The sequence below is a fragment of the Microbacterium sp. 69-7 genome (assembly GCF_001897985.1).
Lineage (GTDB): Bacteria > Actinomycetota > Actinomycetes > Actinomycetales > Microbacteriaceae > Microbacterium > Microbacterium laevaniformans.
Window position 1 is genome coordinate 47071 of sequence record NZ_MKRU01000091.1, and the last position, 21960, is coordinate 69030.

Consider the following 21960-nt stretch of genomic DNA (forward strand, 5'->3'; position numbering starts at 1 on the left):
CATGACCACTGACTCCGTGACGGAGGTCATCCCGGCATCCCCGACCCCTCGGCCGCGGTCGCTGGTCTCGCGTCCCGTACAGGCGGACCGGGTCTTCCGCGCCGTCTGCTACGCCGCCGGAGGCATCACCGTGGCGATCATGCTCGCCGTCGGGGTGTTCCTCTCCGGCCGTGCCGGCGAGGCACTCGCCCGCTCGGGGCCGGCATTCCTGTGGACCCAGGCGTGGTCGCCGGAGGGCGGAGACGGCCAGTTCGGCATCGCCGCCGTGCTCTTCGGCACCGTCACGATCGCGTTCATCGCTCTGTCGATCGCGCTGCCGCTGTCGCTGGCCACGGCGCTGCTGATCAGCGAAGTGGTGCCCGGGCGCATCAGATCCACGCTCATCTCCCTTGTGGATCTGATGGCTGCCGTGCCCAGTGTCGTGTTCGGTCTGTGGGGTGTGTTCTTCCTGCAGGCGAATGTCATTCCGGTCTCGCAGTGGATCTCCACCTACTTCGCGTGGATTCCCCTCTTCGCCGTCACCGACCCTTCGGGCGCCCGCGTGACGGATGCCGGCGCCTTCACGTCCTCGGCCTTCATCGCCGGCATCGTCGTCTCGCTCATGATCGTCCCGACGCAGACCTCCGTCATGCGCGAGGCCTTCTCGCAAGCGCCGCTGGGTGAGCGGGAGGGTGCGTTGGCCCTGGGATCGACGCGATGGGGGATGATCCGCACGGTCGTGCTGCCGTTCGGACGCGGCGGCATCATCGGCGGCACCATGCTCGCGCTCGGACGGGCGCTGGGGGAGACCATCGCCGTCGTCATGATCATCTCGCCCATCTTCACCATCAACTGGCAGGTGTTGAAGACGGGAACCAACTCCGTGTCGGCGCTGATCGCCCTTCGCTACGGCGAGGCCAGCCAATTCGGTCTGTCCGCGCTCATGGCCGCAGGCCTCGTGCTGTTCATCATCACACTGATCGTCAACTTCACGGCATCCACCATCGTCGCCCGCAGCCGCTCGGGCGCGGAGAGCAACTGATGACGATCGTCGACACAGCGCCGCGGACCCCGTCCGCGCAGGAACAGGCGCCCGCCGCGCGCACGGAGATCCCCGTCCGACGTGAGGCGGTGGGCGAGCGCCGCGACCTGCGCAGCGTGCCGCTCGACGACGCGTTCAACGTGGTCGGCGCGGTCGCGGCGGGCATCGCGGTGGCGACGCTGCTGTTCGGCTGGCTGACGCCGATGACCGGGTTCATCGGGTGGCTGGTCATCTCCTTCATCGCGTTCCTCGGCATCTACGCGGTGCTCTCGTCGCTGCGTGCCGACCGGCTCACCGTCAGCGAGCGGATCATGACGGCCCTCTTCTACTCGGCCGGGGCGATCCTGCTCGGCGCCCTCGTGTTCGTGCTCGGGTACACGGTGGTCCGCGGTGTTCCGGCACTGATCAACCCGAACTTCTTCGTCGAGACGATGAAGCTCGCCGGTCCGCTCGAACCGCTCAGCGTCGGGGGTATCGCACACGCGATCGTCGGCACGTTGATCCAGATCTCGATCGCCCTCGTCATCACGATTCCTCTCGGGATCACGACGGCCGTGTTCCTCAACGAGGTCGGTGGACGCTTCGCGAGGTTCGTGCGGACGATCTCCGACGCCATGACCGCGCTGCCGTCCATCGTCGCCGGCCTGTTCATCTACGCCGCGATCGTCACTCTCGTCACCCATCAGCGGTCCGGGTTCGCGGCGGCGCTCGCGATCAGCGTCATGATGCTGCCGATCATCATCCGCGCCTCCGACGTCGTCCTCCGCCTCGTGCCGAACAATCTGCGGGAGGCGTCGTACGCCCTCGGCACGACGCGGTGGCGGACGGTCTGGCACGTCGTGCTCCCGACCTCGCGCTCGGGACTGGTCACCGCGGTCATTCTCGGCACCGCGCGGGGTATCGGCGAGACCTCGCCCGTGCTGTTGACCTCGGGCGTGACCGCGGAGATGAACCTCAACCCGTTCAGCGGGCCGATGATCTCGCTGCCCCTGCAGGTGTTCGACTTCGTCAAGTCGCCCGAGCCGAACATGGTCGCCCGCGGCTTCGGTGCGGCCGCGACCCTCGTGCTGCTCGTGCTCGCCCTGTTCTTGATCGCACGCCTCATCGGCGGGCGGGGTCCCGGGCAGCTGAGCGACCGGCAGCGTCGGGCTGTCGCGGGTGCTTCTGCCCGCGACCTCCGACGCATCGAGGATGCCGGTGCGCGCCGCGTGCGTGCGCTGCCCTCGGCATCCCCATCGACAGAGCCCACCCATCCGATCGAGGAGAACCCGTCGTGACCGCGCGAGCCCGCTGGTACCGTTTCGCCGCCGCGACCGTCGTCGCCGCGCTGATCGCGCTGATCCCGCTGCCCGCGCAGGCGGCCGAGTCGTATGTGCCCATCTCCGGCTCCGGATCGACGTGGTCGCAGAACGCGCTGGATCAGTGGCGCAAGAACGTCGCCGGCAACTACGGCATGACGGTCAACTATTCCGGCACGGGCTCGTCGGCCGGTCGGCAGGACTTCATCAACCAGACCGTCGACTTCGCGATCAGCGAGATCCCGTTCCAAGCGCGCCCGGAGGACGGATCGGCGCCCGAGGTTCCGGCCACGACCTACTCCTACATGCCGATCGTCGCGGGTGGAACCTCGCTGATGTACAACCTCAAGATCGCGGGCAAGCAGGTGACGAACCTGCGCCTGTCGGGCGAGGTCATCGCGAAGATCTTCACCGGCGCGATCACCAACTGGAATGATCCCGCCATCCAGGCCGACAACCCTGCGCTGGCCATGCCAGACAAGTCGATCACGCCGGTCGTGCGTTCGGACGGGTCGGGCACGAGCGCCCAGTTCACGCTGTGGATGTCGTCGCAGTTCCCGAGCATCTGGACGCGCGGCATGACCTCGCAGTTCCCGTCGCTGAGCGGGGCGTTCAAGGCGCAGAGCGGATCGCTCGGCGTGGCCGGATATGTCAGCCAGAACTACGGCGAAGGCGCGATCACCTACGTCGAGTACTCCTACGCCCTGAAGTCGGGCTTCCCGGTCGCCAAAGTCCTGAACAAGGCGGGGTACTACGTCGAGCCGACCTACCAGTCGGTCGCGGTCGCGCTCATGGGAGCGGCGATCAACTCCGATCTCACACAGAATCTCGACGGTGTCTACAACAACGCCGACGCGCGCACCTACCCGATGTCGAGCTACTCGTACATGATCGTTCCCACCCAGCCGACGAAGGTCTTCACCGCGGAGAAGGGGAAGACGCTGAGCAAGTTCGCGGACTACATGATCTGCGAAGGGCAGCAGCAGGCGTCCGCGCTGGGGTACTCGCCCCTGCCGATGAACCTCGTGCAGGCGGCATCCGACGTCATCAAGACCATCCCCGGAACCGTGGGCGGCGTCGACTTCAACAGCTGCAACAACCCGACCTTCAAGCCTGGCGACTCACCGTCGAACAACCAGCTCGCCGCCACGGCCCCGATGCCGGCCGACTGCGACAAGCAGGGAACGACGCAGTGCGCCACCGGCACGGGGGGAGCGACCGTCGACACGCCCGTGACGGGTACCGGCGGATCGGGGCAGGCGACGAGCGGCTCCGGGGTGGCCGACGCCGCCGCTCCGGCGGCCGCCGCTGGCGCTGCGGCGAGCGGGGCCGACCCGGTGTACGACGCGAACGGCAACCTCGTTTCCGGCTCGACGGGGGGAGGTGCGAAGGCGGTGTCTTCGCCGTTCACCCTTGCCGCCGGTGGCTGGGGAGTGCCGCAGATCACGATGCTCGCTGCCGCCGCCCTGCTTCTCGCCGCGATCGTTCTGCCCCCGCTCCTGTCGCGCCGCCTTCGCGGGCCCAAGCGGTAACACCGCCTCTCTCCTCGAAGCGCACTCGCCTCGCCGGGAGTGCGCTGCACTGCGCTGGAATTTTTCGGCCGCTGATCTAGGAATTAGAGAGTTCTCATGTTGAGTACGAGTCGGAGCAGGCTCGTTCCCAGTGGATTCATCTGATGTCCACAACCCGCCCATACCTTGATCACATCCGGCGCAGGTCGCCGCGAATCCCTGGAGAAAACGTGAACGTGTTGCCGCGTGCCCGACGCCGCACGTGGGTCGCATCCGGTCTTACCGGCGTGCTCACCGCGGGTGTCGTCTTCGCCCTCGTGGTCGGACCGAGCGTCGTCATCGCAGCGCCGGCGCGCGCCGCCGACGTCGCCTCCAGCGCGGTCACCGTCACGGCGAAGGACCAGGATCCGGCCGGATACCAGGACGCCCCGTTTCCGGACCTCGCCGTGACCGTCTCACAGACGAAGATCCTGCGTCAGCAGGGCGTGTCGGTCAGCTGGACGGGCGCCACCGGGCACGCGTCGCTGCCCTTCACTTCCTCGAACGGCGGCAGGTGGTTCCTGCAGATCTTCCAGTGCTGGGGCGACGATCCCACCGACCCGCAGCGACCCGACCGCACGACGTGTCAGTACGGCGGCACGGCCAAGTACGGCGCCACCCGCGACGCCACGCGGCGGTACGAGTACGACGCGATCCCCGAGAAGGACAAGCAATACTCGGTCCCGCGCGTCAGCTCCTTCGAAGGCGCGTACACGTCGATCCCCTTCGTTTCGCGCAAGGGCACGGTCGTGAGCTCGATCACGACGGCCGCGGACGGCACCAAGAGCCGCGACCTTTCGGTCGACGTCAACAACAACACGCAGTTCGACGCCAACACGACCAACGAGATCCGATGGGCGGGCTCCGGCGCCGACGGCACCGGGTCGCTCTCCTTCGAGATGCAGACGACCATGCAGTCGCCGGCTCTCGGGTGCGGGGACCCCGTGACGGTCGATGGATCCGTGGAGGGCGCCTCCTGCTGGTTGGTGATCCTGCCCCGGCCCAACGCCGACAACGGCTCGTCGACGATCAACCAGTCGGGCCTGTTCTGGGACAGCTGGAAGCACGCGCTGGCGGTCCGCATCGGTTTCGAACCGGTCGGCGCGAGGTGCACCGTCGGCGCACCCGAGCGTCAGCTCGCCGGCAGCGAGATCGCCGCGCTGGCAGTGCAGTCCTGGCAGCCGGCGCTCTGCGGCCGTTCCGGCGGAGCTGTCTACTCGCACCTCACGATCGCGGAATCGGATGCGCTGACGGCGGCATCCACGACCGAGGACGCACCTCTCGCCCTCACGTCGTACCCCGCTTCGGACAACGCGACCACGCTGACCTACGCGCCGATCGCGCTCTCCGGCCTGGCGGTGACGTTCGCGATCGACCGCAACCCCGATCCCTTCGGCACCGTGCCGCCCGAGTATGCCGCGGCGGTGAACCTGCCCTTCACCGAGCTCAAGCTCACTCCCCGGCTCCTCGCGAAGCTCCTCACGAACTCGTACTGGGGCTCGCTGCCCCCCGAACTGGATCACTCGTACCTGGGGCCGAACAGCCCCGAGAACATCACGAAGGACAAGGACTTCCTCGCCATCAACGCCCCGGAGTGGGCGTACCAATCGCTCATCTCGCCGTCGCTGGCCGATACCCTCATGCCGCAGGGGCGATCGGACGCCGCGCGTGCGGTGTGGAGCTACATCATGGCCGACCCTGACGCGGCCGCATTCATGGCGGGCGCTCCCGACCCCTACGGCATGACCGTCAATCCGTGGTACGCGACCGACGCGGCCAAGAACAAGAGCGGCTCCGCCCTCGAGCTGCCCCGTGACGACTTCCCGAAGGCGGACCCCGCCGAGGTCGTTCCCCCGCAGCAGAGCCCGATCAACGTCGTCGCCTGGCGACCGTACGTGAACGACCTCGACAGCGCTGCATACCTCACCCTTCGAGGAGACGGTCAGGTTCTCGGGCCGTGGGACCCAACCTCCGCTCCGGCGAAGTACACCAAGACGGGCCGGTCGCTGCCTGGCTTCCAACGCGTTCTCGGGATCAGCGACGCTCCGGCCTCCGAGCGCTACGAGGTGCGCGTGGCCTCGCTGCGCAACCCCGCGGGGGAGTATGTCACACCGACCAGTGGCGCGCTGCTGGCCGCGGCATCCGCCATGAGCCCCGCGGCCGGCGTGAGCGGGGTCGCCGGCCTCGATCTGGGCTCCGCGGCGGCGCGGGCGTCGAAGGACGCGTACCCGCTGGCGCTGCCCGTGTACGCGGCCGCCGACCCGGCGCTGCTCAGCGCTCCCCTGCGCGCGGACTACGCCGCCTTCATCCGGTACGCGGCCGGCGCGGGCCAGGCTTCCGGGGTCGCGCTCGGCCAGTTGCCGCCCGGGTACGCGTCGCTTCCGTCGTCGTGGGTGACGGCGGCCACCGCCGCGGCCGACGCGATCGAACGCGGTCCCGCGGCCCCGACAGCCGCTCCGACCCCGTCCGATGCAGCGCCGGCCTCGTCGGCCGGCGCACCGCGATCGGCGTCCTCGGCGGTGGCCGCTTCCGCATCCACGACCGTCCAGCCCGCCACGACGCCGGCCCTGGGCGTCCCGGCGAACGCCCTGGCCGGCGCAGTGACCCCTCGAGACCCGGAGACGGGCGCCATCGCCGTCGCCGTGCCGTCCAGCCTCGTCGCCGGTGCCCTCGGCACCGGCGCCGTTCCCCTCGTCTCCCGCCTTCGCCGGCGGGTTCCGTGAAGCGCGCTCGCGCGCTTCGTCCTGTTGCACCCATCGCAGTACCCGACAAGGAGAGACACAGAATGAACCTCAAGCGGATCGCGGCCTTCGGCGCCGCCTTCGGCCTCGCGATCGCCGGCTTCGGCGCCGCGGCGGCGGCCAACGCCGACCCGGTGAGCGACGGCTACGTCGTCGTCGGTTCCGACACCCTGCAGGATGCCGTGGGCGCTCTCGCCAATGGCTTCAAGAACGGCAGCAGCACCGTGCGCACGTCCGGTCTCGGCAAGTACGTCGCTTCGTACGATGCGTTCGCCCCCGGCATCGCGGGAGGCATCGGCACGATCCAGACGCGACCCGCCGGCCCCGTCTTCCCGCGCCCCTCGGGCTCGGGCAACGGCAAGAACGCGCTTATCGCGTCGTTCACCGGCAACTCGTGGAACATCTCCAGCACAGCGCTCTACGTCAACGCGGGCCTCGCCGGCACGTACAGCATCTCCGGTCAGATCGACGCATCCCGGTCCTCGAGCGAGGGCACGCCCAACGCGACGGGCACCTACAGCTACCTCCCCTTCGGTCAGGACGCCGTCGCCTACGCGCTCAAGGCGGGATCGGGCGTCTCCGCGGCGTCGATCACGGCGGCGTCGTCGCTGACCACCGCGCAGCTCAAGGCGATCTACGAAAGCGCGAGCAACACCCCGATCGCGGGGCAGAGCGACGTGATCGTCCCGCGCCTGCCGCAGAGCGGCTCGGGCACGCGCAACTTCTGGCTCTCCGCCATCGGCGTCACGACCGCGGGCGCGGCCGCCAACCCCACGGGCACCACGCTCCCGGAGAACAACGGCTCCGTGCTCACTCCTGGTGCCGGCGAGATCCAGATCATCCCCTTCTCCGCGGCGAGCTACATCGCACAGGCGAACGGCGCAGCGGCGGCGAACACGACCTCCGGCATCACGCTGGGAAGCCCGAACGGCGTCGCGCCGATCACCGGGACCGCGCCGAACCTCAGCGGCGTGAGCTCGTACTACAACAGTTCGTTCGGTCGCACGACCTACATCGTCGTGCCGTACGCGCGCATCACGAGCGGTCAGCCCGGTTACGACCCCGGCCTCGCCGCCGCGCTGAACCCGTCCTCCTCGACGAGCCTCACCTACTGGGGATCGTCCTCGCTGCCGTCGACCTCCAAGGCCGTGAAGATCAAGTTCGGCTTCCAGGAGCCGGCGAACTCGGCTTACCGCTCCAACTGACCGCCCCACGCAACCGCCAGAATTCGGAAGGAACCCCGTGAACAAGAAGTTCAAGCTCGGCGCCGCCGGGCTGGTGACGGCAGCTCTCGCCGCCCTCGCCATCGTCACGCCCGGAGCCGCGTATGCGGACAGCTCCGTTGCTCCCGTCGTCGGCTCCGGCACCGGTCAGACCGACGAAGCCCTCTACGTGCTCGACAACGAGACCGGTGAGCCGTTCGCCGCCGGCGCGTCCCTCTCGTACGGCCTCTCCATCGTCGGTGGCCCGTCGGCGACCGACCCGGTCGCGACGTTCTCCGCCCCGGCGGGCGGCGCGCAGTTCGCCTTCACGTTCATCTCGCCGCGTGGACAGGAACGCGACTACAACGCGTGGAACGCGATGTCCAACATCGGCTCCGGCACCGAGCAGTCGCTCGTGGCGATCGGACCGTCGGCTCAGGCCACCACCGGTACCGGCACACCCGCGGGCACCGCGGCGGTCGCCGCTGCGGGCGGCGACTACTCGCTCGGAGTCGCCTGGGTGTCGAACAACGTGGTGCTGAAGACCGCATTCACCTACATCTCGGTCGTCTCCGGCAACATCGCCACCACCACGTTCACGTTCGCTCAGCCGGCGGTCGCCCCGACCATCACGACCACCGCACTCAACGCTCTGACGACGGGCGCCGCGTTCACGCAGACCATCGCGGCGACGGGCACGACCCCGATCGCGTGGTCGGTCAAGTCGGGTTCGGGTTCGCTGCCGGCGGGCCTTACGCTCGACTCGGCGACGGGTACGATCTCGGGCACGCCCACGACGGCGGGCGCGTACAGCTTCACGCTGACCGCCTCCAACAATGGGGGCTCCGACGATCAGGCCTTCAGCGGAAGGGTCGCCGCTCCGGCGCCGACGTCTCCGATCGAGCCGACCACGGGCAACATCACGATCAGCGATCCCGCCAAGGGCGCGACGACGATCACGATCCCCGCGGGTGCAGCGAACGCCAGCAAGACGTTCGACGTGTGGGCGTGGTCCACTCCGACCAAGCTCGGCCAGGCGACGACGGATGCCAACGGCAACGCGACTGTCGACATCAGTGCGCTTCCGGCCGGTGCCCACAAGGTGGCGCTCGTCCTCCCCGGCGACGCGACTTACGCGGTGCAGGCGTGGGTGTCGTTCACGAAGCCCACCAACACGGGTGACACCCTCACTCAGGACGTTTCTCTGACGGCCGCGGTGACTGCCAGCGATCTGTGGTCGTTGGCGGCGCAGAAGACCAATGTCGACTTCGGCAACGTCGCTCGTGGCGCCACGTCGGTGAAGAAGCTCGGCACGGTCACTGTGATTGACGACCGCAATGTGCTGAAGGGCTGGGATCTCAACGCGACCTGGCAGGACTTCACCGGTGCTCAGAACATCGGCAAGAGTGTCCTCACGGTGACCCCCGCGCTCGCGAGCGGATACGCAGGCAAGACGGGCATCTCGGTGAGCACGGCGGCCGGTACCTCGGGCGCCAAGAAGATCGCGGAGGGCATCGCCGGCGTCAGCACGACGACGACGGGCGCACTGTTCGACGCCGACCTCGCGTTCGCGGCGCCGGTCGACGCGGCGGCGGGTGTGTACAGCTCGACGCTGACCCTCACGCTCACCTCCAAGTGAGCTGATCGTCCGCCACTCGGAACCTCGTTTCGAGTCGTGTGGGGAGGCCTCTCGCGGTCTCCCCACACGGTGCGTTGCGGCGTCGGTGATGCACTCGTCATCGGCACGCACCTTGCTGATCATCCTCTGTTCACACCAATGACGAACTCTCGTTGACCTGACCTGCGGAGATGTACCGTGCCCATCTCGACTCCACGACCGATGCCTCGCATCCGACACGCGCTCGGTGCGGTCCTCCTCGTGCTCGCCATCGGCGTGTTTCCGTTCGCATCCGGATCCGCTGCCCTCGCCGACGACGCCACCCCGCCGCCGGGTGATGTTGGCGTGGCGACTCGTCCTGCCGGTCCCGACGGACGTCCTGATAACCGTGCGCGCTTCTCCTACACGGCCGACCCGGGCCAGAGCGTTACCGATCAGGTGTACGTCGGCAACACCGGCACCGAAAGGCAGGACTTCACGGTCGTGGCCACAGATGCGCTCAACGGCCCAGATGGTGCCTTCAACCTGCTTCCAACGGCCGAGACGCCATCGGGGCTCGGTTCGTGGGTCACCTTCGAAAACGGTCAGAATCGCATTCAGTTCTCCCTCGAACCGCAGGAGGTGCGCTTGCTGACGTTCGCCGTGGCGTTCCCGGCGGATGCTACCCCCGGGGATCATGTCGGTGGGATTGTGGCATCCGTCGTCCAAGAGGGGCAGCAGGTCAATCTCGACCGCCGCGTCGCGACGGCAGTATTCGCACGCGTCTCCGGTGATCTTCAGCCGCGCCTCACCCTCGCAAGCTTCGACGCGACGTTTCAGGGTGACTGGTGGAACCTCTTCGGTGGCACGCTGAAGGTCCTGTATACGGTCAACAACCCCGGGAATGTCGCGCTGGCGGCCAACCTCACGATGAGCACTGCGACGTGGTTCGGCATCCCTGCCGCCGGCGATCAAGGCGGGAGCACTCCTGTCCTGCTACCCGGAAACTCCGCGACCTACGAGTTCGACATCAACGGCGTCGGGCAGTGGGGCTATCTGAATCCCTCGGCGCGTCTTCAGCCCTTTGCCGACACCACCGACGTGTCGCAACAGGTGCTCGTCACGCCGGTGAGCCGCGACACCGTGGTCGTCGCTCTCCCCTGGACGCTGCTGATCGCCGCCGCCGTGGTCACCGCCATCGTGCTGTTGCTGCGCTGGCGCCGCCGCCGCGATGAAGCGCGTGCGCAGGAGTGGATCGCCTACACCGAGCAGCAGGCCGCCGCGGCCGCCGAAGCCAAGGTGCGCGCCGTCGCGGCGGCGGCGCCAGCCGATTCATGACCGCGATCGGGCGCGCACTCGTCGGCGTGGGGATCGTGCTCGGTCTGCTGATCGTGCCCTCCACGCTCGTGCACGCCTCCGATGACGACGGCACCGACGGCACCAACCTCACCGTCACCGTCACCGACGGCGCGAGTCCCAGCCCGACGCCGCGACCCACCTCGTCGTCCGCAGCCACCCCGTCTCCCTCGTCGGGCGGCTCCGCCCCGGGCAAGGGCACCAAGGGCAGCGGATCCGGCGCGGGCGGCGGGACGGACGCGGGCAGCGGAACGGGCGCGGGAGGCGCGGGAGGCGCGGGTTCGGGCGCGGCCGGCACGGTCAGCATCGCGGGGATGGTCTATGTGAGCGGGGTCAACTCGTCGGTGGCCCTGTCGCCCGATCCTGCGGAGGCGGATGTCACGCTGTGGCTGTCGGTGCGAAACGCCTCCACGAGCGCGATCGACCTGGCCGCCGACTTCTGGATGGAGAGCATGCTGTTCGGCACGGCACTGGACTCGGCATCCGCGGTGCCCGTCATGGGGCTGCAGCCGGGCGAGACGCGCCTCATCTCGACACGTCTGCACGGTGCCGGCCAGTGGGGCCTCGTCAACACCCACGTGAAGATCACGCCGCCCGCAACGGTCGACGGCACTGCCCTGACCCCCGTGACCCGCGACGCGCTGGTCGTCGTCTTTCCGTGGCTGAGCATCTTGCTGGCGGCGACGCTCGTGATCGCCCTGCTCGCGTGGCGCGCCGTCGCCCTCGCCCTCGCCCTCGCCGCGAAGAACTCGGAGGCCACGGCATGACCGTGCTCGACGATGCGACTCAGGTCGTCGCCCCGGTCGCCGTGCCCCCGGCATCCGCTCCGCCTCCTCCGCGTCGTCCCCGCCGGATGCCGCGACCCGCTCCCCAATACGCGCCTCTGTCGGCCGGACAGGCCCTCGTACGCGGCATCGTCTCTCTCATCGCCGCCCTCGCCCTGGCCTTCGTGTTCCATCTGCTGGTGCTCAGTCATGTGCTGCACTTCGCCGCGCAGCAGCAGCTCTTCGACACCTACCGGGCACAGCTCGCTGCGGGCACGGCGCCGGTCAGCGAGGGGGACTTCAACGACGTGCTCCTCACCGACGGCGCGCCCGTCGCCATCATCGACATCCCCCGGCTCGGGGTGCACGAGGTGATCGCCGAGGGAACATCATCGGGTGTCCTCGCCGGCGGCCCCGGCCACCGCCGCGACACGGTGCTGCCAGGCCAGGTCGGCGTCAGCGTCGTGATGGGCCGCGCCGCCGCGTTCGGCGGCCCGTTCGGGCGTCTGCAGTCCTTGCAGCCGGGGGAGCGGTTCGAGGTGCGCACCGGGCAAGGGTTGAACACCTTCGAAGTGCTGGGAGTCCGCTACGCGGGCGACCCGACGCCGCCCGCGCCCGCCCGTGGAGAGAGTCGTCTCATCCTGCTCACCGCGCGCGGGGCGCCATACGTGCCGACCGGGATCGCCTACGTCGACGCTCGACTCGTCGATAAAGGCCAACCTGCGGGCGCGCGTCAGACCACCCCGATCACGCTGCCGCCGTCGCATGCGGCGCTTGCAACGGACACGACGACCGTCTGGGCGCTCGTCTTCGCGCTGCAGTTCCTCGTCGCCGCCGAGATCGCCGCCGTCTGGGCGTTTCGCCGGGTCGGCGCGCAGAAGACCTGGATCGTCTTCGTGCCGATCCTGCTGCTGGCCAGCGTCTTCGTCTGCGATCAACTCGTCCGCCTGCTTCCCAACCTCCTCTGACTCGGAGCCCCCATGTCTGACGACATCGAACCGTCCCGCGCAGCCCACCGCGCCGAGCGCGCGAACCGCCCGCGCTTCCTCGGACGCACGAGCGGACGCGCTCCCGTGCCCGCCGCGCCGGTGATGGCCGGTGGCGAGTCCACCCTCCCTCCCGCGCCGAGCGGACCCGCCGCTCTCGGCGGTGCCCCGGTGACGCATGCGGATGCCGTCGCCGCGACGGCCGTCCTGCTGCCGCCGTCGCAGCTCAACGCGCGCTCCATCTCCGCCTGGTTCGGCGATCACCAGGTCCTGCACGACGTGTCGCTGCAGATGCCCGCGGGCCAGGTGACGGCCCTCATCGGCCCGTCCGGCTGTGGGAAGTCGACGTTCCTGCGCATCCTCAACCGCATGCATGAACTGGTGCCCTCGGCATCCCTCGCCGGCGAGGTGCTGCTGGACCACGACGACATCTACGACGCCGGCCACCGTCTCGTGGATGCCCGCAAGAAGATCGGCATGGTCTTCCAGAAGCCCAACCCCTTCCCGGCCATGTCGATCTACGACAACGTCGTCGCGGGCCTGAAGCTCGCGGGCATCCGTGCCAGTCGCGGTGAGAAGGACATGCTCGTCGAGACCTGCCTCACGAAAGCGGGACTGTGGCGCGAGCTGAAGGACCGCCTGCGCGCGCCCGGCGGTGGGCTTTCCGGTGGACAGCAGCAACGCCTGTGCATCGCGCGTTCCCTCGCAGTGCGGCCGCGGGTGCTCCTGATGGACGAGCCGTGTTCGGCGCTGGACCCGACCTCCACGCGCGTCATCGAGGAGACGATGACCGAGCTCGCGCGCGAGGTCACGATCGTCATCGTCACCCACAACATGCAGCAGGCGCAGCGGGTGTCCCAGCAGTGCGCGTTCTTCCTCGCCTCGCAGGGCCAGCCCGGCCACATCGTCGAGCACGGCGACACCGACGCGATGTTCTCGTCGCCGATCGACCCGCGCACCTTCGACTACGTCAACGGTCGTTTCGGCTGACCGGGACACGGACACGGATGGGTGTGCGGTGGTCGTGGCGCGAGGTCGCACTCGCGCTCGCTGCCGTCGCCCTGCTGGCCGTGTTCCTCGGGGGCGTCCTCACACACGTCGAGGCGGCGCCGTCCGTCCTGGCGGCATCAGTCGCGGAGCGCTCCGTCGACGCGTTCGTGGAGGTGCCCGAGAGACGGGATGCCGAGGCCGTCGCGCCTGTCACCGGTGATGCGGTGGCCGCGTCGTCGGCCCCGCTCGCGCCCGTCGCGTCGGTCGACCCGGTCTGGCTCTCGCGCGTCTCTGCGGCCACCGGCATCCCCGCCCGTGCGCTCCGGGCGTACGCGGGCGCCCAGCTCACGATCGCGGCCGAACAGCCCTCGTGCGGGTTGGGGTGGAACACGGTCGCCGCGATCGGGGCGATCGAGTCCGATCACGGACGGCACGGCGGCGCGGTGCTCGGTGAGAACGGCTACCCCACTCCCGCCATCCGCGGGCCGTCCCTCGACGGTGACGGCGTCGCCGCGATCGCCGACACCGACGGAGGCCGCTGGGACGGAGACACGCTCTGGAACCGTGCGGTCGGGCCGATGCAGTTCATTCCCGACACGTGGGACCGTTGGGGCGCGGACGGCAACGGCGACGGTGTCGCCGACCCGAACCAGATCGACGACGCGGCGCTCGCGACGGCGCGCTACCTCTGCGGTGCGGGCACGATGACGGATGCCGCGGGCTGGCGCGCCGCGGTGTTCGCCTACAACCACCTCGACGTCTACGTCGACGACGTCGCCGCTGCCGCGAACCGTTACGCCGCGGCGGCCGCGGCGGGCTGAGTCCGCACGAACTCCGCAGAATGTCATGAACTCCGCACCCGGGATGCCGATCGGGTGCGGACTTCGTCGCATTCTGCGGACCTGGCGAGGTGCCTCGTCGGTCGCCCGTCACATGGCGTCGGCGGTATGCGCCGATCCCTAGGATGGGGAGGTGGGCGCGGCATCCGAGTGCCCGTCGACATGTCTTCAGGAGTTCCACACGTGGCGCTGATCGTCCAGAAGTACGGCGGCTCGTCCGTCGCCGACGCCGAGAGCATCAAGCGGGTCGCCAAGCGCATCGTCGATGCGCGCCGCGCCGGGCACGACGTGGTCGTCGCGGTGAGCGCGATGGGCGACACGACCGATGAGCTGATCGACCTCGCCGCGCAGGTCGCCCCGATCCCGGCGCCTCGCGAACTGGACATCCTGCTGAGCTCCGGCGAGCGCATCTCGATGGCGCTGCTGGCGATGGCGATCCACTCGATGGGCTTCGAGGCGCGCTCGTTCACCGGCAGCCAGGCGGGCATGATCACCACCGCCGATCACGGCTCGGCCCGCATCGTCGACGTCACCCCGGTGCGGCTGCGCGAGGCGCTCGACGAGGGCGCCATCGTCATCGTCGCCGGCTTCCAGGGCTTCAACCGCGACACCCGCGACATCACCACGCTCGGCCGCGGCGGCTCCGACACGACCGCCGTCGCGCTCGCCGCGGCGCTCGACGCCGACGTCTGCGAGATCTACAGCGACGTCGACGGCATCTTCACCGCCGACCCCCGCGTCGTGCCGAAGGCCCGCAAGCTCGATGTCATCTCCGCGGAGGAGATGCTCGAGCTCGCCGCCAACGGTGCCAAGGTGCTGTACATCCGCGCCGTCGAGTACGCGCGTCGCCACGGCGTGATGATCAACGCCCGCTCGACGTTCAGCTCCGGACGAGGCACGTTCGTGCTCGGCCCGGGCATGAGCGTTCCCGATAGCCTCGCTCCCGACAGCACAGAGGAGTCCTCCATGGAAGAGCCCATCGTCGCCGGTGTCGCCACCGACCTCGGCCAGGCCAAGATCACGGTCATCGGCGTGCCCGACGTTCCCGGCAAGGCGGCGGAGATCTTCACCGTCATCGCCAAGTCGGGCGCCAACGTCGACATGATCGTCCAGAACGTGTCGGCGGCAGCGACCGGTCGCACCGACATCTCCTTCACGCTGCCCAAATCGGATGCCGCGACCGCCCTGCGGGCGCTTGCCGCCGAGCAGGCGGGCATCGGCTTCGAGAGCCTCGTGCACGACGACCAGATCGGCAAGCTGTCCGTGGTCGGCGCCGGCATGCGCACCCACTCCGGCGTGTCCGCGACGCTGTTCGAGGCGTTGTCGACCGCGGGGGTGAACATCGAGATGATCTCGACCTCGGAGATCCGCATCTCGGTCGTGCTCCGCGGTGACGAGCTCGCCCAGGCCGCCCGCGTCGTGCACACCGCCTTCGGTCTCGACAGCGACACCGAGGCGACCGTCTACGCCGGCACCGGCCGCTGACGCCGAGCGGCCGCACCACCTCTGACCGCCGTCGCCACTACCGTCGTCGCGCGTGCGCTGGCGAACCGCCCCGTCGAGGTAGATCCGGCAGGGAGCTACCTGCCGTGTGCAGTTCGCCTGTCTTCGTCCGACGATAGAATCACTCAACCCCTCTCATCTGCAAGGATCCCTCATGACCCGCATCTCTGACTCAGGACTCTCTGTCGCCGTCGTCGGCGCCACCGGACAGGTCGGCACGGTCATGCGCGAGATTCTCGCCGAACGGGCCTTCCCGATCCGTGAGCTCCGCCTGTTCGCCACGGCGCGCTCGGCCGGCACGGCCGTCGAGTTCGGCGGCGAGACGATCATCATCGAGGACGTCGCCACCGCCGATCCCACCGGCATCGACATCGCGCTGTTCAGCGCCGGTGCGACCGGCTCCCGCGCGCACGCCCCGCGTTTCGCCGAGGCCGGCGCCGTCGTCATCGACAACTCGAGCGCCTGGCGCATGGACCCCGAGGTGCCGCTCGTCGTCAGCGAGGTCAATCCCCACGCGACGGTGAACCCGCCGAAGGGCATCATCGCCAACCCGAACTGCACGACGATGGCGGCCATGCCCGTGCTCAAGCCGCTGGATGCCGCGGCCGGCCTCGAGCGCCTGATCGTCAGCACCTACCAGGCCGTCTCGGGCTCGGGTCTGGCCGGGGCGCAGGAGCTCCTCGGCCAGGTCGAGGGCGTGCTGGCCCAGGGGCACACGCTCGACCTCGTGCACGACGGGTCGGCCGTCGACTTCCCGCAGCCGGAGAAGTACGTCGCCCCCATCGCGTTCGACGTGATCCCGTTCGCAGGAAACCTCGTCGACGACGGCGACAACGAGACCGACGAGGAGAAGAAGCTCCGCAACGAGAGCCGCAAGATCCTCGAGCTGCCCGACCTTCGCGTCGCCGGCACCTGCGTGCGCGTTCCCGTCTTCACCGGCCACTCGCTCTCGATCCACGCGGAGTTCCGCGACGACATCACGCCCGAGCGGGCGCGCGAGATCCTGGCATCCGCTCCCGGCGTCGTGCTCGAGGAGGTGCCGACGCCGCTGCAGGCCGCCGGCAACGACCCGAGCTACGTCGGCCGCATCCGTGCCGACCGGTCCGCGCCCGAGGGCAAGGGTCTGGTGCTCTTCATCAGCAACGACAACCTCCGCAAGGGCGCCGCGCTCAACGCCGTGCAGATCGCCGAGATCGTCGCCGCGCGCCTGACCGCCCCCGCCGCCTGACGGCCGTCCGAGCACCGCTCACCGCGATGCCGCCTGACTGCGGGACACGGTCCGCGCACCGAAACACCGCCGGACGGCGCGTGTCTCGGTGCGGAACTCGTTTCTCGCGGCATTGAGCGGGGCGAAAGAACCGCGAGAGTTGACGGCGGTGGATGCCGCGCCTCGCGGAGGCCGTGGAAAACGGCGCCTAGACTGGATCATTGTGAGTGAACCCGTCGACGTCGTCCTGATCGGCGGTGGCATCATGAGTGCCACCCTCGGAACCCTGCTGAAGCAATTGCAGCCGGACTGGAAGATCGTGGTGCTCGAGCGCCTCAGCGACGTCGCCGAGGAGTCCTCCAACGCCTGGAACAATGCCGGCACGGGACACGCGGCGCTCTGCGAGCTCAACTACATGCCCGAGGCCAAGGACGGATCGGTCGACCCTGCCAAGGCGATCTCGATCAACGAGCAGTTCCAGCAGAGTCGGCAGCTGTGGGCGAGCCTGGTGGAGCGCGGCATCCTCGACGAGCCGTCCACCTTCATCAACGCGACCCCCCACATGACTTTCGTGCGCGGCGAGAAGGATGTCGCGTACCTCAAGAAGCGTTACGAGGCGCTGCGCACGCAGCCGCTGTTCGAGGGCATCGAATACTCCGAGGACTCCCGCGTCATCAATCAGTGGGCGCCGCTGCTGATGCACAAGCGCAAGAAGGCCGACGAGCCTTTCGCGGCCACGCGCGTGCCCGCCGGCACCGATGTGGATTTCGGCGCGCTCACGCGACAGCTGTTCTCTCACCTCGCCGACCAGGGCGTCGACGTCGTCACCAATCGTGAGGTGCGAAAGCTCCGCAAGAACGCCGACGGCACATGGAACGTGTCTTATCGTCACACGCTCGGGCGCACCCCGGGGAGCCTGTCGGCGCGGTTCGTGTTCGTGGGCGCGGGCGGCTGGGCGATCAAGCTGCTGCAGTCCTCGCGCATTCCGGAGATCTCCGGCTACGGCGTCTTCCCCATCGGCGGGCAGTGGCTGAAGACCTCCAACCCGGCCGTCGTCGCGCAGCACAAGGCCAAGGTGTACTCGCAGGCCTCGGTGGGGGCGCCGCCCATGTCGGTGCCGCACCTCGACACCCGCGTGGTCGACGGCGAGACGTCGTTGCTGTTCGGGCCGTTCGCGACGTTCAGCCCCAAGTTCTTGAAGAACGGCCGTATCACGGACATCGTCGCGCAGGTGCGTCCGGGCAACATCGGTCCGATGCTGAAGGTCGCCGTCGACAATCCGGGGCTGATCAAGTACCTCGTCAGCGAACTGCTCAAGAGCCACAAGCGCAAGGTCGACTCGCTCCGCGAGTTCATGCCGACCGCGAAGGCCGAGGACTGGGAGCTGCTGCAGGCCGGTCAGCGTGCACAGGTCATGAAGAAGGATCCGCAGAAGGGTGGCGTCCTGCAGTTCGGCACCGAGGTCGTCACCTCCGCCGACGGATCGATCGCCGGCCTACTGGGCGCCTCCCCGGGCGCCTCGACGGCGGCATCCATCATGCTGGGCCTGCTGAAGACATGCTTCCCCGACCGCATCTCCGCCTGGGAGCCCGAACTGAAGGCGCTCATCCCGAGCTACGGATCGACCCTCAACGGCGACCCGGCCGCCGCGGACGCGTCGCTCGACGCCACGGCCGGCGTGCTCGGCATCAACCGCTGAGCCGGATCGGGGCGGCACGCGCATGGCGAAGCTGTACTTCCGCTACGGAGCGATGAACTCCGGCAAGTCGACGGCCCTGCTACAGGCGGCATTCAACTACGAGGAACGCGGACAGCACGTGCTGCTGGCCAAGCCCGAGATCGACACGAAGGGCGCCGATCAGATCTCCAGCCGACTCGGCGTGGAGCGCCAGGTCGACTTCCTCATCGCTCCGGATGCCGATCTGCGCGCCCTCGTCGTAGAGCACGCAGCTCGTTACGACGGACGGGTGGCATGTCTTCTCATCGACGAGGCGCAGTTTCTCACACCGGCCCAGGTCGACGACCTGCTGCGGATCGTCGTCGATGACGGCATCCCCGCCCTCGCGTACGGCATCCGCACCGACTTCCAGACGCGCGCCTTCCCCGGCTCGGCCCGGCTTCTGGAGCTCGCCCACAGCCTCGAAGAGCTGAAGACGATCTGCCGCTGTGGGCGCAAGGCGCTGTTCAATGCGCGCCTGGTCGGAGGACGATTCGTCTTCGACGGCGATCAGGTCGCCATCGACGAGCTCTCGCACGAGAAGGTCACCTACGAGTCGATGTGTGCGGAGTGCTACCTGCGCGAGTCGGGCGGCCGGCTCAGCTGACGCGCGCGCCGTCTCGGCGGCGCGGCAGTGGCACCAGCATCGAGGTCGTGCGCTGATACTGCGCGTAGGCGGGGTACTTCGCGGCCGAGATCGACTCGGTGAACACGGTCGATCCCACGAACAGGAGCGTCAGCAGGATCGCGCCGACGATCGTCGGGTTGATCACGCCGCCCCACACGCCGCCTCCGGAGGCGACGGCGGCGGTGGCACCGAACGCGTAGAACGCCCACCACTGCGCCTGCTCGAAGAAGAAGTTCGGATGCCGACTGTAGGTGAACAGGCCCGTCGTGAGGAAGCCGTCCGCAGCACCGCGTGCCTTCGCCCGGTGGAAGTCCCACTGCTGCTGATCGGCGACGCTCTCGCCGAGGAGAAAACCGACGAAGAGCACGGTGATGATCACATCGGCCGCCGTCAGCGGAGCCGGATGAGTCCTCGCCATCGCCGCAGGCAGCGTGATGAGCACGAGCAGTGTCATCTGATAGAGCACGATGAACAGCAGGTTGAAGACCTGGAACAGTACCGGCGACATGCGCCCGCGCAGGATCGCCCAACGGTAGTCCTCGACGCCGGAGTAGCCGCCCTTGCGCGCGAAGTTGAAGGTCAGTCGCGCACCCCACGCGGTCACGAGGACGGCCATCAGAATCAGGCGCCCCGCGTCTGCGTCGTCCGCGACCGCGGACACCGCGAACACCCAGACGTACGCCACGGGGACGATCGACCACAGACGGTCCACCCAGGAGGTGTCCCCGCTGACGAGCGACGCCACCCAGCAGAAGGCGGACGCGACGGCGGCGAGGACGATGACGAGCAGGAGGGGGTCCATGGTCCGAGAGTAGGCCCGTGTCTCCCCGGTCCGGCGATTATTGCCGGTCCGTCGCCGGTGCGCTAGTGTGGCCTGACCATATAGGGACGACGGAATGAGAAGCCGACGATGACGGAGAACACCCCAGCCCGCGCCTGGCGCGTCGTGCTCGAGAAGATCGAGGCCGACCTGCTCAGCGGCGCCCTCGGGCCGGGCGACCGACTGCCGCCGGAGCGCGAACTCGCGGCCACCCTCGGGGTGGGGCGGTCGAGCGTGCGCGAGGCCCTGCGGGTGCTCGAGGTTATGGGTCTCATCCGGACGGCGACGGGCTCAGGCCCCACCGCGGGCGCGATCGTCACGGCGACCCCGCACGGTGGTCTCGCACAGTTGCTGCGTCTGCAGGTCGCGGCGCACGGCTTTCCCATCCCCGACGTGTATGAGACGCGGCTCCTGCTGGAGGAGTGGGCGGTCGCCCACCTGGCCGATCTCGACGAGCCCGATCTCGCCGAAGCCCGGGCGACACTCACCGCCATGGAGGACGAGCAGCTGACGGCAGACGATTTCCTCGCGCTCGACGCGCAGTTCCACCTGCGTTTGACGGATGCCGCGGGCAACCTCGTCGTCGCCGCGACGATGGCCGGTCTTCGCACGACGATCGAGAACTACATCCGCGCCGGCGCGCGTCGGATCTCCGATTGGGACGCGACCGTCGAGCGACTGCACCGCGAGCACGGTGACATCCTCGGTGCGATCGAGTCGGGCGACGCGGAGCGCGCTCGTGAGCTCGTGCGCGCCCACATCACCGCCTACTACGCGGATGCCGGCATGCCTGCCCCGTCGGCCGCCGTCGTGGCTGTCGACGGCTGACGTCAGCGACGCGGGAGCGTCGGGATGAGCTCGGTGAGGTAGGCGGCCGTGTGCTCCCAGCCGTCCACGGCCTGGCAGGTCACGCCCATTGCCAGGACGGGGTAGTCATTGCCGTGCTCGTCGAGGCGGTCGCCGACGAACAGCATGTCGTCGAGGGGGATGTCGGTGACCTCGGCGAGCTTACGCATGCCGTACGCCTTGTCGATCCCGCGGTGGGTGATGTCGACCGACGTTGAGCCGCCCGAGCGGACCTCGAGGTCGGGGATGCGCGCGGCGACCGCGTCGCGGAGCGCGTTCTTCTTCTCGCCCGTCGGGTCCCAGGCCATCTTCGCCTCCAGGGGAGCGGTCTGGCCGAGAGCGGAGAAGGTGATCTGCGAGCCGCGATCCTCGAGGATGTCGCCCCAGGGCTCGGCCTCCCAGAGGCCGAGGCGGCGCGCCTCCTCTTCGACGGCAGCCAGCGCGCGGGACTTCTCGTCATCGGTGAGCGCGTGCGCGTACACCGTGCGGACGCCGCCGTCCTCGAGCCGGTAGTACTGCGTGCCGCAGGTGGGCATGAGGTGGAAGCGGTCGAGGGTCTCGGCATCCGCTGCGGGCAGCCGCTCGACGACCTGCGACTGGAACTGCTGGAGCTGGCCGCCCGAGATGATCGCCACCTCGACGCGCGCCGCGAGCTCGAGCAGGAGCTCGCCGATGCGGGGGTCGATGGCGCTCTTCGAGGGGGCGAGCGTGTCGTCGAGATCGAAGGCGATCAGGCGGGGGGTGGTCATCGGGTGCTCCCATCCGGTGAGTGATCCGCGAAAGGCTCCGCCCGGATCTCTCCAGGCGGAGCCTCTCTGCTGTCGGGGTGACAGGATTTGAACCTGCGGCCTCTTCGTCCCGAACGAAGCGCGCTACCAAGCTGCGCCACACCCCG

The 21960-nt window shown here is 69.0% G+C and carries 18 protein-coding genes and 1 tRNA gene; 16 read left to right on the forward strand and 3 right to left on the reverse strand.

Translation table 11 applies throughout. The features are described from left to right. Nucleotide 1 precedes the first annotated feature (1 nt). The 15 genes from pstC (at nt 2) to BGN98_RS10310 (ending at nt 19378) form a co-directional block, all read left to right on the forward strand. Nucleotides 2–1021, forward strand: a complete 1020-nt coding sequence (pstC, locus tag BGN98_RS10240) for a phosphate ABC transporter permease subunit PstC (RefSeq protein ID WP_112930905.1) — start codon at nt 2–4, stop codon at nt 1019–1021. Continuing rightward, entirely contained in the window at nt 1021–2298 is a 1278-nt protein-coding gene (pstA, locus tag BGN98_RS10245; protein ID WP_005051275.1) for a phosphate ABC transporter permease PstA, read from the forward strand. Before pstC ends, pstA begins: the two co-directional genes overlap by 1 nt. Continuing rightward, nucleotides 2295–3851 carry a phosphate ABC transporter substrate-binding protein PstS gene (gene pstS, locus BGN98_RS10250; RefSeq protein WP_005051273.1) on the forward strand — a complete coding sequence of 519 codons (1557 nt, stop codon included), beginning with the start codon at nt 2295–2297 and terminating at the stop codon, nt 3849–3851. The genes pstA and pstS overlap by 4 nt, the downstream gene beginning before the upstream one ends. 209 nt (nt 3852–4060) lie before the next feature. Continuing rightward, complete coding sequence (locus tag BGN98_RS10255; protein WP_288121284.1) at nt 4061–6592, forward strand: hypothetical protein; 2532 nt, start codon at nt 4061–4063, stop codon at nt 6590–6592. A 62-nt stretch (nt 6593–6654) separates the two neighbouring features. Further along, on the forward strand, nt 6655–7815 hold the full coding sequence (locus tag BGN98_RS10260) for a hypothetical protein (protein ID WP_005051268.1): 1161 nt from the start codon (nt 6655–6657) through the stop codon (nt 7813–7815). 37 nt (nt 7816–7852) lie between these two features. After that, nucleotides 7853–9451 (forward strand): Ig domain-containing protein, encoded by a 1599-nt coding sequence (locus tag BGN98_RS10265; RefSeq protein WP_288121286.1) that lies wholly within the window; start codon nt 7853–7855, stop codon nt 9449–9451. A gap of 240 nt (nt 9452–9691) precedes the next feature. Next, nucleotides 9692–10747 carry a COG1470 family protein gene (locus tag BGN98_RS10270; RefSeq protein WP_231860836.1) on the forward strand — a complete coding sequence of 352 codons (1056 nt, stop codon included), beginning with the start codon at nt 9692–9694 and terminating at the stop codon, nt 10745–10747. Further along, nucleotides 10744–11532 carry a hypothetical protein gene (locus BGN98_RS10275; RefSeq protein WP_288121287.1) on the forward strand — a complete coding sequence of 263 codons (789 nt, stop codon included), beginning with the start codon at nt 10744–10746 and terminating at the stop codon, nt 11530–11532. Before BGN98_RS10270 ends, BGN98_RS10275 begins: the two co-directional genes overlap by 4 nt. After that, entirely contained in the window at nt 11529–12497 is a 969-nt protein-coding gene (locus BGN98_RS10280) for a sortase (protein WP_288121289.1), read from the forward strand. The genes BGN98_RS10275 and BGN98_RS10280 overlap by 4 nt, the downstream gene beginning before the upstream one ends. A 225-nt stretch (nt 12498–12722) precedes the next feature. Next, nucleotides 12723–13505, forward strand: a complete 783-nt coding sequence (locus BGN98_RS10285; protein ID WP_502687828.1) for a phosphate ABC transporter ATP-binding protein — start codon at nt 12723–12725, stop codon at nt 13503–13505. 17 nt (nt 13506–13522) lie between these two features. Then, the gene (locus tag BGN98_RS10290; protein ID WP_288121291.1) at nt 13523–14326 is read left to right on the forward strand and encodes a lytic transglycosylase domain-containing protein; all 804 of its coding nucleotides are present in this window, start codon (nt 13523–13525) and stop codon (nt 14324–14326) included. A 201-nt stretch (nt 14327–14527) separates the two neighbouring features. Beyond that, nucleotides 14528–15829 (forward strand): aspartate kinase, encoded by a 1302-nt coding sequence (locus tag BGN98_RS10295; RefSeq protein ID WP_288121293.1) that lies wholly within the window; start codon nt 14528–14530, stop codon nt 15827–15829. Nucleotides 15830–16001: 172 nt separating this feature from the next. Continuing rightward, nucleotides 16002–17075, forward strand: coding sequence for an aspartate-semialdehyde dehydrogenase (locus BGN98_RS10300; RefSeq protein ID WP_288121295.1), 1074 nt, complete (start codon nt 16002–16004; stop codon nt 17073–17075). 202 nt (nt 17076–17277) lie between these two features. Then, nucleotides 17278–18753, forward strand: coding sequence for a malate:quinone oxidoreductase (locus BGN98_RS10305; protein ID WP_288121297.1), 1476 nt, complete (start codon nt 17278–17280; stop codon nt 18751–18753). A 22-nt stretch (nt 18754–18775) separates the two neighbouring features. Then, a complete protein-coding gene (locus tag BGN98_RS10310; protein ID WP_005051245.1) occupies nt 18776–19378 on the forward strand; it encodes a thymidine kinase in 603 nt (200 codons plus the stop codon). Here the strand turns inward: BGN98_RS10310 and BGN98_RS10315 are convergent. Beyond that, nucleotides 19371–20201 carry a DUF1295 domain-containing protein gene (locus tag BGN98_RS10315; RefSeq protein ID WP_288121300.1) on the reverse strand — a complete coding sequence of 277 codons (831 nt, stop codon included), beginning with the start codon at nt 20199–20201 and terminating at the stop codon, nt 19371–19373. The two genes, BGN98_RS10310 and BGN98_RS10315, sit on opposite strands and share 8 nt — an antisense overlap. A gap of 108 nt (nt 20202–20309) precedes the next feature. On the opposite strand from BGN98_RS10315, the gene BGN98_RS10320 reads away from it, so the two are divergent. After that, complete coding sequence (locus BGN98_RS10320; RefSeq protein ID WP_005051241.1) at nt 20310–21047, forward strand: FadR/GntR family transcriptional regulator; 738 nt, start codon at nt 20310–20312, stop codon at nt 21045–21047. A gap of 2 nt (nt 21048–21049) precedes the next feature. Here BGN98_RS10320 and BGN98_RS10325 read toward each other — a convergent pair whose 3' ends face one another. Next, entirely contained in the window at nt 21050–21814 is a 765-nt protein-coding gene (locus BGN98_RS10325; RefSeq protein ID WP_005051237.1) for an HAD-IIB family hydrolase, read from the reverse strand. A gap of 72 nt (nt 21815–21886) precedes the next feature. Then, nucleotides 21887–21960: transfer RNA gene (locus BGN98_RS10330), tRNA-Pro, on the reverse strand.

Excerpts from the sequence above, each read along its gene's own strand:
- pstC (WP_112930905.1), top strand. The coding sequence starts at position 2 with ATGACCACTGACTCCGTGACGGAGGTCATCCCGGCATCCCCGACCCCT.
- pstA (WP_005051275.1), top strand. The coding sequence starts at position 1,021 with ATGACGATCGTCGACACAGCGCCGCGGACCCCGTCCGCGCAGGAACAG.
- BGN98_RS10260 (WP_005051268.1), top strand. The coding sequence starts at position 6,655 with ATGAACCTCAAGCGGATCGCGGCCTTCGGCGCCGCCTTCGGCCTCGCG.
- BGN98_RS10275 (WP_288121287.1), top strand. The coding sequence starts at position 10,744 with ATGACCGCGATCGGGCGCGCACTCGTCGGCGTGGGGATCGTGCTCGGT.
- BGN98_RS10280 (WP_288121289.1), top strand. The coding sequence starts at position 11,529 with ATGACCGTGCTCGACGATGCGACTCAGGTCGTCGCCCCGGTCGCCGTG.
- BGN98_RS10290 (WP_288121291.1), top strand. The coding sequence starts at position 13,523 with ATGGGTGTGCGGTGGTCGTGGCGCGAGGTCGCACTCGCGCTCGCTGCC.
- BGN98_RS10300 (WP_288121295.1), top strand. The coding sequence starts at position 16,002 with ATGACCCGCATCTCTGACTCAGGACTCTCTGTCGCCGTCGTCGGCGCC.
- BGN98_RS10310 (WP_005051245.1), top strand. The coding sequence starts at position 18,776 with ATGGCGAAGCTGTACTTCCGCTACGGAGCGATGAACTCCGGCAAGTCG.
- BGN98_RS10315 (WP_288121300.1), bottom strand. The coding sequence starts at position 20,201 with ATGGACCCCCTCCTGCTCGTCATCGTCCTCGCCGCCGTCGCGTCCGCC.
- BGN98_RS10320 (WP_005051241.1), top strand. The coding sequence starts at position 20,310 with ATGACGGAGAACACCCCAGCCCGCGCCTGGCGCGTCGTGCTCGAGAAG.
- BGN98_RS10325 (WP_005051237.1), bottom strand. The coding sequence starts at position 21,814 with ATGACCACCCCCCGCCTGATCGCCTTCGATCTCGACGACACGCTCGCC.